This window comes from Thiospirillum jenense (genome assembly GCF_014145225.1).
GTDB classification, from domain to species: Bacteria; Pseudomonadota; Gammaproteobacteria; order Chromatiales; family Chromatiaceae; genus Thiospirillum; species Thiospirillum jenense.
In genome coordinates this window covers 1-14,197 of the sequence record NZ_JABVCQ010000031.1, presented here as the reverse complement: position 1 = coordinate 14,197, position 14,197 = coordinate 1, and the positions used below count along the sequence as shown (strand labels likewise).

13 protein-coding genes and 1 tRNA gene are annotated in these 14,197 nt (G+C 48.3%); 6 read left to right on the top strand and 8 right to left on the bottom strand.

Features of this window, described 5'->3' with window-relative positions:
* Positions 1 to 30 precede the first annotated feature (30 nt).
* Both HUK38_RS12160 and HUK38_RS12155 read left to right on the top strand, forming a co-directional pair.
* A tRNA-Arg gene (locus HUK38_RS12160) sits at positions 31 to 107 on the top strand.
* Positions 108 to 208: 101 nt separating this feature from the next.
* Complete coding sequence (locus HUK38_RS12155) at positions 209 to 1,357, top strand: iron-containing alcohol dehydrogenase (protein ID WP_182584599.1); 1,149 nt, start codon at positions 209 to 211, stop codon at positions 1,355 to 1,357.
* A gap of 544 nt (positions 1,358 to 1,901) precedes the next feature.
* Here HUK38_RS12155 and rsfS read toward each other — a convergent pair.
* The 6 genes from rsfS to HUK38_RS12125 all read right to left on the bottom strand — a co-directional run bounded on the left by rsfS (position 1,902) and on the right by HUK38_RS12125 (position 7,043).
* The gene (gene rsfS / locus HUK38_RS12150) at positions 1,902 to 2,255 is read right to left on the bottom strand and encodes a ribosome silencing factor (RefSeq protein ID WP_182584598.1); all 354 of its coding nucleotides are present in this window, start codon (positions 2,253 to 2,255) and stop codon (positions 1,902 to 1,904) included.
* A 61-nt stretch (positions 2,256 to 2,316) separates the two neighbouring features.
* Entirely contained in the window at positions 2,317 to 2,967 is a 651-nt protein-coding gene (gene nadD / locus HUK38_RS12145) for a nicotinate-nucleotide adenylyltransferase (protein ID WP_182584597.1), read from the bottom strand.
* Positions 2,968 to 3,065: 98 nt separating this feature from the next.
* A complete protein-coding gene (locus tag HUK38_RS12140) occupies positions 3,066 to 4,349 on the bottom strand; it encodes a glutamate-5-semialdehyde dehydrogenase (RefSeq protein WP_182584596.1) in 1,284 nt (427 codons plus the stop codon).
* 154 nt (positions 4,350 to 4,503) lie between these two features.
* Positions 4,504 to 4,962, bottom strand: a complete 459-nt coding sequence (locus tag HUK38_RS12135; RefSeq protein WP_338065418.1) for a Rieske 2Fe-2S domain-containing protein — start codon at positions 4,960 to 4,962, stop codon at positions 4,504 to 4,506.
* An 11-nt stretch (positions 4,963 to 4,973) separates the two neighbouring features.
* The gene (locus HUK38_RS12130) at positions 4,974 to 6,074 is read right to left on the bottom strand and encodes an anthranilate phosphoribosyltransferase (protein WP_182584595.1); all 1,101 of its coding nucleotides are present in this window, start codon (positions 6,072 to 6,074) and stop codon (positions 4,974 to 4,976) included.
* 66 nt (positions 6,075 to 6,140) lie between these two features.
* Positions 6,141 to 7,043 carry a carbon-nitrogen hydrolase gene (locus HUK38_RS12125; protein ID WP_182584594.1) on the bottom strand — a complete coding sequence of 301 codons (903 nt, stop codon included), beginning with the start codon at positions 7,041 to 7,043 and terminating at the stop codon, positions 6,141 to 6,143.
* A 52-nt stretch (positions 7,044 to 7,095) separates the two neighbouring features.
* Between HUK38_RS12125 and trpE the strand changes: the two genes are divergently transcribed.
* From trpE to HUK38_RS12105, 4 genes are all read left to right on the top strand, one after another.
* Positions 7,096 to 8,583 carry an anthranilate synthase component I gene (gene trpE, locus HUK38_RS12120; RefSeq protein WP_182584593.1) on the top strand — a complete coding sequence of 496 codons (1,488 nt, stop codon included), beginning with the start codon at positions 7,096 to 7,098 and terminating at the stop codon, positions 8,581 to 8,583.
* A 171-nt stretch (positions 8,584 to 8,754) separates the two neighbouring features.
* Positions 8,755 to 9,105 (top strand): zinc ribbon domain-containing protein, encoded by a 351-nt coding sequence (locus HUK38_RS12115; protein WP_238787636.1) that lies wholly within the window; start codon positions 8,755 to 8,757, stop codon positions 9,103 to 9,105.
* Between the two features lie 175 nt (positions 9,106 to 9,280).
* On the top strand, positions 9,281 to 9,844 hold the full coding sequence (locus HUK38_RS12110; RefSeq protein ID WP_182584591.1) for a DJ-1 family glyoxalase III: 564 nt from the start codon (positions 9,281 to 9,283) through the stop codon (positions 9,842 to 9,844).
* A gap of 18 nt (positions 9,845 to 9,862) precedes the next feature.
* The gene (locus HUK38_RS12105; RefSeq protein ID WP_182584590.1) at positions 9,863 to 10,567 is read left to right on the top strand and encodes a sulfotransferase family 2 domain-containing protein; all 705 of its coding nucleotides are present in this window, start codon (positions 9,863 to 9,865) and stop codon (positions 10,565 to 10,567) included.
* A 34-nt stretch (positions 10,568 to 10,601) separates the two neighbouring features.
* Here HUK38_RS12105 and HUK38_RS12100 read toward each other — a convergent pair whose 3' ends face one another.
* Both HUK38_RS12100 and HUK38_RS12095 read right to left on the bottom strand, forming a co-directional pair.
* Positions 10,602 to 12,536: a VWA domain-containing protein gene (locus HUK38_RS12100; RefSeq protein ID WP_182584589.1), complete on the bottom strand. Its 1,935-nt coding sequence runs from the start codon at positions 12,534 to 12,536 to the stop codon at positions 10,602 to 10,604.
* A gap of 704 nt (positions 12,537 to 13,240) precedes the next feature.
* On the bottom strand, positions 13,241 to 14,134 hold the full coding sequence (locus HUK38_RS12095) for an SPFH domain-containing protein (protein ID WP_420825176.1): 894 nt from the start codon (positions 14,132 to 14,134) through the stop codon (positions 13,241 to 13,243).
* Positions 14,135 to 14,197 lie beyond the last annotated feature (63 nt).

Below are 14,197 nucleotides of genomic sequence, written 5' to 3'. Positions count from 1 at the left end.
TTGTTAATAAAAAACTGCACTGTTTTATTTGCCCTCGTAGCTCAGTTGGATAGAGCAGCCGCCTCCTAAGCGGCAGGTCGCAGGTTCAATTCCTGTCGTGGGCGCCAATTCATAGTGAATGATTGTTCCTGCGCTCTAGCGTGGGAATGTAATTCCTAATTGATTCACCGCATCACGCTGCAATTTATTTCGAGTAACAGGCAATCACATGGACAACTTCACCTTTTTCAATCCAACTACCATTGAATTTGGTATTGGTAAAGAACAAACCATTGGCCAACATTTAGCCGCACATGGTATTAAAAAAGTATTGCTGTGCTATGGCAGCGAGCGCATTAAACGTGATGGGTTATTTGACGTCGTTAGTCATAAATTAAATGAAAACGGGATTGAGTTGGTCGAACTTGGCGGTGTTGTCAGCAATCCCGTTATTTCAAAAGTGCGCGAGGGAGTTGTATTAGCGCGGGCGCAGCAAGTGAATGCGATTTTAGCCGTCGGCGGCGGGTCGGTACTCGACAGTGCCAAAGCGATTGCGGCAGGTGTTTATTATGACGGCGATGTCTGGGATTTATTTATTGGCAAAGCAGGCATTGAATCCGCGCTGCCCTTATTTACGATTCTCACACTCGCCGCGACGGGTAGTGAAATGAATGGCGCGGCGGTGGTCACGAATGAAAATACCAAAGAAAAGTTTTTTATTAAATCGCCCGCGCTATTTCCCAAAGTCTCTATTGTTAATCCACAACTGATGCAGGGCGTGTCACGCGATTATCTCGTATATTCGGCCGCCGACATTATTGCGCATTTAATTGAAGCCTATTTCACCGCGGCCGCCCATCCAGCATTGCAATCGCGTCTGGTTGAGTCGCTTATTAACACAGTAGTTGAAACGACTGAGGCGTTGTTAATTAACCTAGCCAATTATGACGCCCGCGCCCAATTCGCTTGGGCAGCGACATTAGCATTGAATGGTGTGACCACGGCGGGTGTGGGTGGTTTTAGTTTTCCCAATCATGCGATTGAACACGCACTCTCTGCGCTCTTTAATGTGCCACATGGGGCGGGTTTATCAGTTATTATTCCAGCGTGGATGAAGTGGTATCACGCTCACAATACAACGCAATTCGAGCGCTTTGCTAAAAACGTATTCAACGTTGCCACGCCAGAGCAAGGAATTATCGCGCTAGAACAGTGGTTTAACCAAATCGGCACACCCACACGCTTGTCGCAATTGGGAATTAAAGATGCCGATTTGCCGAGCATTGTTAATAACGTGCGCAGCAATGTACATGGCTTCGGCATTGCAGATGTTTATTCAGCGGAAGTGGTGATAACTATTCTAAAAACCGCTTTATAACTTTGAAAAAGTATCATTATTGCCAACTACTTTTTAATCACCGTCTCCGACGTTTTGATCTCAGGCATACGCCACCCGCCGTCCCTGTGGTATTGGCAGCGGATCGCCCAATTCTATCGCGGTATCAATCCACAACTGCGCTGCAGTTTATCACGTTAATCAATGCTATGTGATGACTATCTCCATGTGCCATGCAGCCGAATAATTCAGGCACTTCGGCAATAAAGACTTGATCTTCATCACTCCAGTAAATGATGGTTTCATATTTAAATATTAGCGAATCTCCATTAACCGATGGCACAGTCATACGGCGCGGACTTGTCGCACTTGATAGGAATTCGCGTGACCTTAGTTTATCTTGTTTACCCCAAAATGCACCTCAATTAAATAGTCACTTATACTCCCCAATCACTGCGTTCAATTTCAGGTTTATTCGGTCACTTCATCGTGTGTGAAATCATTTATAGTGATAAAACTAATTGCATTTTTAAATCACCTATTCAACCACTCTACTCTGCAAATACCCGTTTTTAATAGTGACTATTCATGCAGGAACGGCAATAGGCACGAGCGGTGCCGGCGCTGACCACAGGCGTTCTAAATTATAAAAATCGCGCACTTTGGGCAGCATAACGTGTAATACCACGCTATTCAAATCCACCAGCGCCCATTCACCTTCATTCAAGCCTTCACTACCTAATGGCGCTTCACCTGATTCTTTTGCGCGATACGCCACCGTTTCGGCAATGGCGCGTACATGGCGACCTGACGTGCCAGATGCGACAATCATAATATCGGTAATTGCCGTGTGATTGCGCACATCTAATGCAACCACGTCCTGTGCTTTCATATCATCCAGCGTATTTAACACGAGGGTTTTTAATTCTTCAACTTGCATAGTTTAAAACACATCTCCCAATCGTTTTGCTATTAAAGTGATTCGCAATGACTACGCATGATTACGCGCTATTAATTGCGGGGTTTTGATACAACTGATACTGTTCAATCAGTTCTAATACCGCATCTGGTACTAAAAATCGCGCCGTTTTACCTGCGGCAATCAATGAACGAATCGTGGTTGATGCAATAGCCAATTGCGTGACTGGTTGCACCCAAATCCGCCCGCCTGGTGTGGCGGTTAATTCCTCAACGTGCCGCGCTTGGCGCTGTTGTAATTGTTTGCGTAATTCAGGATCACGCGGCATTGGCGCACCCGGACGCTGCATGACAATTAAATGGGTTTGTTCCAAAATCCTGAGCGGTTGATACCAATCTAAAAAGCCATTAAAGGCATCGCCGCCAATTAACAAACAGACCGGTTCTATTTGCCCCAATTCAGCGCGTATGGATTGCAACGTATCATAAGTGCGCGATGGCCCGTCATGCGCTATTTCGCGTCCATCGGCAATAAACCCCGGTTGTTGACCAACGGCCGCCGCGACCAATTCTAATCGCATTGCCGCCGGCGCTAATGGTTGCGCTCGATGCACGGCGCGCCGCAGGGGAATAAACCGCAATTCACGCAGCGACAGGGTATCAAATACTTCTAATGCGGAACGCAAGTGGCCGTAATGAATCGGGTCAAAGGTGCCGCCTAATAAACCAATCATAGAATTATCCTATTCTGTTGCTGCGCCGTCAATTCGATTATCATTCGGTTGACAGTGTTGGGTGCCCTGACTATTATTCACAATAATCTGTTTTTTCATTAACCACCGCGCACCTGTCCATCGCCCAACACAATAAACTTTTGACTGGTTAAGCCGTCCAATCCAACGGGACCGCGGGCGTGGAACTTATCGGTGCTAATACCAATTTCAGCGCCCAAACCGTATTCAAATCCATCGGCAAAGCGGGTGGACGCATTCACCATCACTGAACTGGAATCCACTTCGCGTAAAAACCGCCGAGCGCGTGAATAATCTTCCGTCATAATTGCGTCAGTATGATGTGAACCGTATTGTTCAATATGATTAATTGCCGCATCTAAATCTGGAACAATCCGAATAGATAAGATCGGTGCTAAATATTCGGTTGCCCAATCAACGTCAGTGGCCGGCAGTGCATTCGGTAATAGCGCTTGTGTTTGCGGACAGCCGCGTATTTCGACGCCTTTTTCAATTAACGCGCTATTCAAACGCGGCAAAATATCCGGCGCAATGCTCTCTGCAACTAATAAGGTTTCTAAGGTATTACAGGTGCCGTAACGCTGGGTTTTAGCATTCATGGTGACGGTAAATGCTTTCTCTAAATCGGCGCGGTCGTCAATATAAATGTGGCAAATACCGTCTAAATGTTTAATCACCGGTACTCGCGCCTCGCGGCTAATACGTTCAATTAAACCCTTGCCGCCGCGTGGAATTATCACATCCACATAATCGGGGCTGGCAATTAACACACCGACGGCGGCGCGATCAGTGGTGGCCACCACTTGCACACCAGTTGCGGGTAATTGGGCGGCAATTAAACCGCGTTCAATACAGGCGGCGAGTGCGCAATTCGAGCGCAATGATTCTGAGCCACCGCGTAATACGGTGGCATTGCCGGATTTCAAACATAATGCGGCGGCGTCAATGGTCACGTTGGGGCGTGATTCATAAATAATGCCCACTACGCCCAATGGAACGCGCATTCGCCCGACTTGAATCCCTGACGGGCGGTAATTCAAATCGGTGATTGCGCCAACTGGGTCGGCTAATGCGGCGACTTCATTTAAGCCGGCAATCATGGCGTCAATGCGTTTATCATTTAATGCCAGGCGGTCAATTAAAGCGTCATCTAATCCAGCGGCGGCGCCCGCTGCGCAATCTTCGGCATTGGCGGCGAGTAATGCAGCGCGATCACGATTTAATTCGTCGGCAATGGCCAGCAATGCGGCATTTTTCATTGCCGTTGGTGCGCGGGCTAATGAACGGGCGGCAGCACGGGCATTGATGCCCAATTGCTGCATGTAGGCGGGAATGTCGGTAATTGGTGCGGTTGTGATGGGCATGAAAGCGTCCAAAAATTAAATGGGTTGGGTTCTAAATTGATTATTAAAAAAGATTACGTTCCCAGACCGGAGTGTGGGAACGATTAAAAACTGCCGTAATAATTTCATCAATCACAACGGCAGCACCATTCAAACACCGATGCAAGACGCGGGATTAATAACCCTTGACCTCGTGATAATACTCCTCGGGATCAACGGGTTCACGCGGATCAATCCACACGCGATCAAAGCCAACGACAACGCGATAAACCGGCACGGGTAATTCGGCGGGTTCATCGAGTGGGAAGCCGGTTAATAAATCAAAACGGCTGCCATGTAATGAACATTTAATCGTGTCACCGTGAATACAACCATAGGATAGGGGGTAATCTTCGTGACCACATTGGTCGGCAAGTGCATAGATTAACCCGTGCGCTTCAGCTATGATAAATGCTTGTCCATTGACTTCGACTTGTTTGAATTGCCCCTCGGCAAGTTCATTGACCCAGGCGACTGCCACCATCTCTTTTTGAAGACGACTTAATGGCCATTCATCATCGGCATAGTCGTCATCATCATTGTCTAAATAGTCATCGTCGTCGTCATCATCATCGCGTTCTTGATCGGTGTTCATACACGCTCCTTTTAATGCAACCGATGCAGTGCGGCGCCAGAATCTAATACGGCACGAATACGATCAGCGGCATGGTTTAACGTGGTTTCACGGCGTAAATGCCATAAGATCAATGCGCCACCGAAGACTAAACTATCATAAGTTGGGCCGCGTTCACCGGCTAATGCGGCTTTACCGGCAGTGGCGGCGGCCTGCGCGGTGGCTTTGACATCAACGGCAACGGCGATTTCATCTCCCGGGCGAGTGGTGGTGGGTAAATTGTCGGGTAATGGCACGGTGCGGACGGATTGTTCAATACCCAAATCGGTTGGTTCAATATCAAATGATTGTTCCTCACCCATTTGCACATAATTAAAACAGGCGCCGGTTTGGCGTAATGATGGAATGATGCCGCCTTCAATACCGCGTACAATTAACGCCGAATCAAATCCGGCATGACGGGCTAATAACGCATAAATACGCGGGTAGGGTTTGTGGACATAACCGGTGACTAAATGCGTTTTACGCCGTCCGTGAATAGGACGGGCTAATACTTCAGTGGTGGTTAATATTTGCCGTTTAACGACCGCCTCGCGCAACGGAATTAAACTGTGCAACGCGGGGCTAAAAGCGCGTTGATCCACATAACTCCAACCAATTGACGGATCGGATAAACGTAGCGCGGCCGCGGCGGTATTTAAATCAATTGGAATGCCGGCCGCTTCTAATATATGGCGATGCGTGACGCCGAATTTGGGGCCAATTGCATCGCTGCCGTGTGTAATGGTGGGAACGCCGCATTCGGCTAATACAACGGGCAAAAAGGGCGCGGCGGGTAAACAGCGATTATAGCCATCATAGGGGTCGGCTAAATCCACCACTTCATCCACATCTGCAACGGCGGAGCCGGTCATGGCTTGAATGGCATCTAATACGCCGCGTTGTTCGTCATCGCTTTCGCGTTTCATGCGCAACGCAATTAAAAAGATGCCGGCTTGAATTGGATCAATTTGCCCGTTGAGAATGGCCATCATGCCATGATAGGCATCTTCGCGGGAAATGTTTTTAGATAATTCGGGGCCGGTGGCGATGCGTTGAATAATAGAACGCATGAGTTTTTGGGTGTCATTCATTATTAATCAGTCCGTGCTATGAAAGTGAATCAGGAACGACTATTGTCAGGGTTGATTGATGCGCATTCAAGCGCCATCGCGCCAACGGCGGGTGAGGTCGCCGTACACGTCCACGCGGCGGTCACGCAAAAATGGCCAGAGGCGGCGGACGTGTTCGGTACGGGCGAAGTCGAGCGTGGCGGTGACGATGGCGGGCTGGTCGCTCGACGCGGTGGCTAACACTTCGCCCTGCGCGCCGCACACGAAAGAATTGCCCCAAAAATCAATGCCTTCGCCCGCACCGCTCGGGTCGGATTCGTAACCGACGCGATTGCAGGCGGCGAGCGGCAGGCCGTTGGCGATGGCGTGGCCGCGCTGCACCGTGATCCAGGCGTCGAGTTGACGGCGCTGTTCGTCCGCCGTGTCGCGCCGATCCCAGCCGATGGCGGTCGGGTAAAGTAACAGGTCTGCGCCGCCGAGCGCCATTAACCGCGCCGCTTCGGGAAACCATTGATCCCAGCAGACTAGTACGCCCAGCCGCCCGACGCTGGTGGGAATCGGGCTACAATCGAGGTCGCCGGGCGTAAAATAGAATTTTTCATAAAAGCCCGGGTCGTCGGGGATGTGCAATTTGCGGTAGCGCCCCGCCAGCCGTCCGTCACTGTCTAACACGACGGCGGTGTTGTGGTACAGCCCGGCGGCGCGGCGCTCGAATAATGAACCGACGATGACTACGCCTAATTCGGCGGCTAATGCGCCCAGCCACGCGGTGCTGGGGCCGGGAATTGGCTCGGCGCGGTCGAATTCGGACGTCTGTTCCTGTTGGCAAAAGTACGCACCGGTGTGTAATTCTTGCAACAACATGAGTTGACTGCCCGCGGCGGCGGCGGCGCGAATTGCCCACTCGTGCGCGACTTGATTGGCAGCGCGACTTCCGTGATCGCAGTCTTGAATTAACGCTAATTGGCAAGTGGAGGATGGCGTGGTCATGGTTTTAATTCACAAGTGTATTCTGTTTAATACAATTTAGGTCACAGTGTTAATGATAAACGCTACCGAATTTGCGGCGCTCGTGCAAGCGGGTTATAACCGCATTCCAATTGTACACGAAATTCTGGCCGATTTAGATACGCCATTAAGTTGTTATTTAAAACTGGCCGATGCGCCCTATTCTTATTTATTAGAATCGGTGCAGGGCGGCGAAAAATGGGGGCGCTATTCCATTATTGGTTTGCCCAGCCGCACCGTGTTAAAAGTCTATGGCAACCGTATTCAAATCGAACGCGACGGCGTGTGTATTGAAACGGCCGACACGAATGATCCGCTGGATTGGATTGCGCAATTTCAACAACGTTTTCGCATTGCCCCGCAATTAAACATGCCGCGCTTTGCCGGTGGATTAGTGGGCTATTTTGGCTATGACACCGTGCGGTATATTGAACCGCGTTTGGGATCATGCCCGAATCCTGATCCGCTGGGCAATCCTGATATTTTACTCATGGTATCAGAAGATGTGGTGGTGTTTGATAATTTACGCGGGCGGCTGTATTTAATTGTGCATCTTGATCCAACTGCTGGCGATGATTTGAATAGCGGCACGCAGCGGATCAATGCGTTAATTGCCAAAATGCAGCGCGGCGCCCCGCGTCATCTTGATTCCACCAGTCATCAAGTGAATGAACACGATTTTATTTCGGGTTTCACACAAGATGGTTTTCAACAGGCGGTGGAACGTATTAAAAATTACATTCTCGCCGGTGATTGTATGCAGGTGGTGTTATCCCAACGCCTGTCTATTCCCTATCGCGCCCGGCCATTAGATTTATATCGGGCATTGCGCGGCTTAAATCCATCACCGTACATGTACTTTTTTAATCTCAATGGCTTTCATATCGTCGGCTCATCACCGGAGATTTTAACGCGATTAGAAGACAATCAGGTGACAGTGCGGCCAATTGCGGGAACGCGGCGGCGCGGGGCAAATGAAATAGAAGATGCGGCATTAGAACGTGAATTGCTCGCCGATCCAAAGGAATTGGCCGAGCATTTAATGTTAATTGATTTGGGACGGAATGATGTTGGGCGGGTGGCGCAGATTGGCACGGTGCAATTAACCGAGCGGATGGTGGTTGAGCGCTATTCACACGTTATGCACATTGTCTCGAATGTAATTGGTCAATTGCGCGCTGGATTAACCGCATTAGATGTATTACGCGCCACCTTTCCCGCCGGTACTGTTTCCGGTGCGCCAAAGGTGCGGGCGTTGGAAATTATTGATGAATTAGAACCAATTAAACGCGGGGTGTATTCCGGCGCCGTCGGCTATTTGGGATTTAATGGCAACATGGATACGGCTATTGCCATTCGCACGGCGGTTATTCAAGATGGAATGCTGCATATTCAAGCCGGCGCGGGAATTGTGGCGGATTCACAACCCGAATTAGAATGGCAGGAAACCTTGAATAAAGGGCGGGCGATTTTCCGTGCAGTGGCCGCGGCCGAGGCGGGGATTGAACGGCATGAGTTGTGATTAAATAGTCGGCTTGATAATTCCCACGCGCCACATTGCACCGATTGATCTTTCCCGCGCTCCGGTGTGAAAAAGATCAATCAATAATTTATAATCCAACTGCATAATTCCTGATGACAATCAGAATCAAGCTCATTATTGCACTGTGTTTATTAGTCGGGCTGCTTGGCATTGCCAACTTTTGAAACGCAAGCGATGGCGACAAAAGCGCACCGTAAAATTCGTGCTAAATCAGTCCGTGCAATGCTTGGTTATGCGTTTTATCGTTTTGGGCAACGTATTGAAACGGCTGCTCAACGCATTGGCAAAACGGTATTGCGCGTGAATGAAGCCTTTACATCGAAAACCGCCAGTTGGACAAGTGAAATTAAACAGATTGGTGGCGCGAAAACGATAACCAGCAATGGCATTACCGTTGATCTTGACATCAATGGAGCACGCGGGGTTTTCCTGCGTACGTTAGTAGATACACCCTCACTCAGAAATAGGTGTACATGTGTTGCTTATTGTGAGTTTTTGTAAGCAATAAGTCGCATAAATGTATCGGTTGATGAGAACAATGCGCGTCAAGTTGAATTAACTCTCAAGAGTTACGCAGTTCAAATGTTAACAGTTTGATTTTCAAAATAGCAGCGATTATTGTTTGCATGTAGTGTTTTATTTTATGATGGCTAGGTTTATTAAAAAGGAGACCACAATGCCGCGTGTTATGATTCCGCTTGCCAATGGTTGTGAAGAACTAGAAGCCGTCACGCTTATTGATTTATTACGGCGTGCTGAGATTGAAGTCGTGACTGTTGGTTTAGAAAACGGCGAAGTTGCAATGCCCATCACTGCCAGTCGTGGAACGCGCTTAATTCCCGATCAACCATTAGCAGCGGTCATCAATGATGATTTTGACATGATTATTTTACCGGGCGGCTTACCCGGCGCAGAGTATCTTGACCAGGATCCGCGTATTCATCAACTGCTTCAGCGTCATGCGGCGGCGGGTCATTACACTGCGGCTATTTGTGCCGCGCCCCGCGTATTAGCACACGCCGGTTTATTAAATGGACGTCATGCAACCGTCTATCCCAGCGCAATGACGGCGGCTAATTACCCGGATATTCATTTGCAATCCGATGCCGTAGTGGTTGATGGCAAAGTCATTACCTCACGCGGGCCGGGCACCGCAATGGATTTTGCATTAATGTTAATTGAGTTATTAGTCGGCGCGACGCAGCGGCAACGTGTGGAAGCGGGATTAGTGCGTGACTAATCAGTATTGGAGTATGCAATGAAAACGGCGGTACCAATTCTTATTTCTGTGCATATTCCTAAAACCGGCGGCACCAGTTTTCGTATGATTTTAGAGCAGCATTTTGGTTCACGGCTGCTATACGATTATCAAGATTATCCAATGGCACGGCGCAGTCCATTGCCACAATGGCGGGCGTTATTGGCAACGCGACAGGCAAAAACGCGCTTAATTAATTATGAATGTGTGCATGGACATTTCCTCGCGTATAAATACCATTTTATTCGCCCAGCCCGCCGTGCGATTTGGTTGCGTGATCCAATTGATCGGCTCGTATCGCGCTATCATCATTACCAACGTGACGTTGCGCAAGGAATACATTTAACGCCACAATACCAGCGGTTTATTCGCCGCCCGGATTTAACATTAGACGCCTTTGCGCGTATTAGTCAATTCCATAATGTCTATGCGCGTTTCCTGTGGGGTGAATCGCTGGAACGATTTGATTTTGTCGGTATTACCGAACGATTTGATTCGAGTTTGCGATTGTTTACTCGGTTATTTGAAATTGGTGATAATGCACAATTACACCCGCCGGCACACAATGTTAATCCGCATCATCAAGTCGCCAAGCCGTATGAATTACCGGCGCGTTTAAATGCGTATTTACGGCGCGTGAATGATCGTGACTTGCGTTTGTATGAACAAGCATTAGAACGCAATGCGGATTTAGCGCGCTGTTGATTATAAATCCTTTGTTCTATTATTTACCACACGATTACCACGTCTTCTCCGTTTCAATTGGCAATTGTGGCGCCGCCCGCTGCTGGTATTGATATAAAAACTTGCGCCGCAATAGCGCCGCTGGATCATCAGGAATACGGCGCAACCATTGTTCCGTCGCCTGCTGCATTTCACGTTGCGCGGTTGATAATGGCGTCAATTGTTCACCCGCCGTCCCATCATCATTCTTATTTTCAGCCTTATTATTTTCAGACGCGGCCGCTTGCTGGCGATAATCCGCAGCCGCTGCTTCTGTTTGAGTAGTATCATTCGGTGTTATTTGATCGGAATTGGCAGATTGCGGCGCTGCTGATTGCGTCTGATGCGGTTGATTTGAATGAGAGTCATTAGGTGATTTTTGCTCTGGAGCGGTCGCTGGATTAGACTGATTTGATTGATCTGTATTAGAATCGGGCGGATCAGTTTGATCAGCATCATTCGATTGGTCAGATTGATTGCGTTGGTTATTTGATTGGTCAGACTGATTGTTTTGATTGGATTTGTTCGGTTGGTTTGATTGATCTTGTTGATCAGATGTTTCTTGATTCTGTTGCTGATCTAATTGCCGTTGCACCAGATCACGATTATAACGTGCATCATCGAATTGCGGGTTTTGTGCCAACGCCGCATCATAGGCCGCAATCGCCGCATTTAATTCCCCCGCCTGCGCCAGTGCATTGCCGCGATTATACTGGTCAATTGCTGTTTTACCCGCTGCAAATGCCTGTGCCGCCGCGTGATATTGCCCCTGCCGATAATACACTGCACCGCGTTGTGATGGCGTATTTGCCAATGCTTGAGCGCGATTTAAATCTCCATTTTTTAATGCCGTATCCACTTGTTGATCGCGGCGCTGCCAAAGATCATTCCAAGTGAGTGCCTGCGCTGATGTCGGCATCATTGTCAATGTCATTATTAAAATGGGCGTCATCATAATTGAAAACAACCAACCCCGCCGAAATACCAATGCACCCAGCGGTAATAACCCCAGCGCCAACCACGCCCCCAATCCATACCAGGTTTCGGTATAACGCGCCGTTTGCTCGGGTAACGGCTGCGGAATCGGTTGGCGTGTAAGCGACAGGAGCGCGTTGATGTCCTGATCGGTGGTCGCCAGTGTTGCGTATACGCCACCGCCGCTGTCAGCCAGTGCTTGCAGGGCGGGTGAGTCGAGCGTGGCAAAAACTGCTTGATTATTAGGCGTTTGCACGTCAGGAACGGTGCCGCCGTTGCCGGTACCGACGCCGAGGACACTGGTGCGCACTCCGCCAGTGTGTAGCGTGGCGGCAACAGTGTGGGCGCGCTGGTCACCCGCGTCGTCGGTTACGAGGACGATGTCGCCGCGCTGGACGCCAGATTGTTTCAATAAATCAGCAGCTTGCATTAAGCCGAGATCGGGTCGGCTGCCGGCGACGGGCATGATGTCGGGCGATAAGCCGTCGAGCAGGGTGCGCACGGTTTCGACGTCGTCGCTCAGTGGTACAACGGTGAAGGCGGCGCCGGCGAATACCACCAAGCCGATTTGTCCGTCGCCGCTGCGGGCGAGTAGGTCGCGTACCTTATAGCGAGCGCGGTCGAGGCGCGTCGGAGTTAAATCGGTGGTGAGCATGGATTGTGATAAATCCAATACAATAATTCGGGCGGCGCCTTGCGTATGAATAACGGGTAATGGACGGCGTTCCCAAGTTGGATTGGCGAGTGATAAAACGGCAATGAACCAGCCAATGACAAGTAACCAAATTGCCGATGATAGGCGGCGTTGGTTAATCGCATTGGGTAATAGTAACTGTAAAAACTGTGGTTCGATGACCTGTTGCCAAGCCGTTGCGTTGGGAATGATGGCGCGGTGAATGTGCCACCATAACCATCCGCCGAGCGGGAGGATTGCGATTAACCACCAGGGATTAAGAAAATGAAAATTTTGCCACATAATTTGAAATAAAACTGTGTTGTGTAATGTGAAGTTAGTACCAATTTTCGGCTGTTCTCACTAATGCTTTTCGTCGAAAGATGCACAAAAAACATCTTTTGACAGGCGCAAAGAATTATAGAAATTCTGTTTAGAATATGTATAGATTGTTGGTTGAGTCGTTCGGGTTAGTCAACACCGAGCATAAACTGACGCAGATTGTGTAGGTTGGGTTGCCCGCCCACCGTGTCCCCGCTAAACATCACCAATCGGGCAACTCAACATTTCCCACCACCAATAAAAAAACCGCCCCCGATTGCGCGGCGACGGTTGGTTAATGTTAATTCCAATTTAATCAAGGGTTAATTAAATTCCTCCCTTTTGATTAAAGCCGCGCAATCCCCCTTTGTTAAAGAGGGGCTTTTCTTTTCTGATACTTTTTTTAAGCATTACTAAGCAAAGCTAAGTAATGATTACTGCCAATTCGCAGACTGGGGTGTATCTATCAAAGCGGGTAATAAAATATTACGCGCACCGACTGAATCACGATTAACCCACGAACTGGATAAAAGTAGAATAAACTTTGTTCCACCGATGTTTTTAACTTCACCAATCTTGACCGGTGTGCGGTGCAATTACGCTCTCTAGTTAACCGAGAATTTCCAGATCATCCGTCACTATTAAATTGGTATTTATTGAGGTATAGTAACCACTACTAAATGGAATCAACTGCCGGCTTGATTTAATCCATGTATTTTTGGCATTTTAGTTGTTTCTATTGATTGATTTATTTCGTTAATTGCCAACAATATGGGAAGATTGGTTGGTACAACTGTAACTGGTGCATGTGAAGCGATGAGCTGTTCAGTTTCTAAAATTTCTAATACCGCATGAATAACTTCACTATCTTGTTGGGCAATAGCATTGAGTGCAGCGCCAACAATTGCCGGACGAGTGGCGCCGGCTTCGGCCATTTGCTGTGAAACCTTCAATGCAGTTTGACTTTTAATTAACCCCACACGGTTTTCACCATCTTGTTTCATTGCGCTGGTGACTTGCACGAGACGTTTAACGACTTTTTCGGTGATGTTATCTACCATTTGCCGATCTGTAAAAGCAACTTTGCGAATATACACCGAACCTAATTGATAACCCCATTTTTCTGATAATGGAGAAACTGCCGCTCGCACCTTGCGACTTAATTGATGACGATCCTCTAACATTTTATCCATTTCCAAGTTGCTTAATGTTGAGATCGTCGAACTGGCAACATTCGCTTGCAATGAACCTTCTGGATTAGCATTGGCAAATAAATACGCAACTGGATCAGTGACGCGCATCTCATACCAAATGCCAACGCCCATCGGTGTCCCTTCTTCTGAATTAACCATTTGACTGCGTAAATAATACTGACGCAATGCGGTATTAACTAGATAACGCTTACCAAAAAAGGGAACAAACAACGCCCGAATTCCGAAGTGTGTAATTGGGAAACACAAGCCAGGATCATCTAACGTACCAATGACTTTGCCGAATAGAGTAAATACTTGCGCTTCACACTCGTTGACAATAGCATATAGACTTAATCCCTGCGCTAATTTTAATGCAATAGGAATCATAAAAAACCCGAATAAAAATGATAAACTTGTACTGAAAAGTGTTTCGGCATTCATAATGGTTAC

Excerpts from the sequence above, each read along its gene's own strand:
- HUK38_RS12125 (WP_182584594.1), bottom strand. The coding sequence starts at position 7,043 with ATGACCACGCCATCCTCCACTTGCCAATTAGCGTTAATTCAAGACTGC.
- HUK38_RS12130 (WP_182584595.1), bottom strand. The coding sequence starts at position 6,074 with ATGAATGACACCCAAAAACTCATGCGTTCTATTATTCAACGCATCGCC.
- HUK38_RS12105 (WP_182584590.1), top strand. The coding sequence starts at position 9,863 with ATGAAAACGGCGGTACCAATTCTTATTTCTGTGCATATTCCTAAAACC.
- HUK38_RS12140 (WP_182584596.1), bottom strand. The coding sequence starts at position 4,349 with ATGCCCATCACAACCGCACCAATTACCGACATTCCCGCCTACATGCAG.
- HUK38_RS12110 (WP_182584591.1), top strand. The coding sequence starts at position 9,281 with ATGCCGCGTGTTATGATTCCGCTTGCCAATGGTTGTGAAGAACTAGAA.
- HUK38_RS12155 (WP_182584599.1), top strand. The coding sequence starts at position 209 with ATGGACAACTTCACCTTTTTCAATCCAACTACCATTGAATTTGGTATT.
- HUK38_RS12095 (WP_420825176.1), bottom strand. The coding sequence starts at position 14,134 with ATGATTCCTATTGCATTAAAATTAGCGCAGGGATTAAGTCTATATGCT.
- rsfS (WP_182584598.1), bottom strand. The coding sequence starts at position 2,255 with ATGCAAGTTGAAGAATTAAAAACCCTCGTGTTAAATACGCTGGATGAT.
- HUK38_RS12100 (WP_182584589.1), bottom strand. The coding sequence starts at position 12,536 with ATGTGGCAAAATTTTCATTTTCTTAATCCCTGGTGGTTAATCGCAATC.
- trpE (WP_182584593.1), top strand. The coding sequence starts at position 7,096 with ATGATAAACGCTACCGAATTTGCGGCGCTCGTGCAAGCGGGTTATAAC.
- nadD (WP_182584597.1), bottom strand. The coding sequence starts at position 2,967 with ATGATTGGTTTATTAGGCGGCACCTTTGACCCGATTCATTACGGCCAC.
- HUK38_RS12135 (WP_338065418.1), bottom strand. The coding sequence starts at position 4,962 with ATGAACACCGATCAAGAACGCGATGATGATGACGACGACGATGACTAT.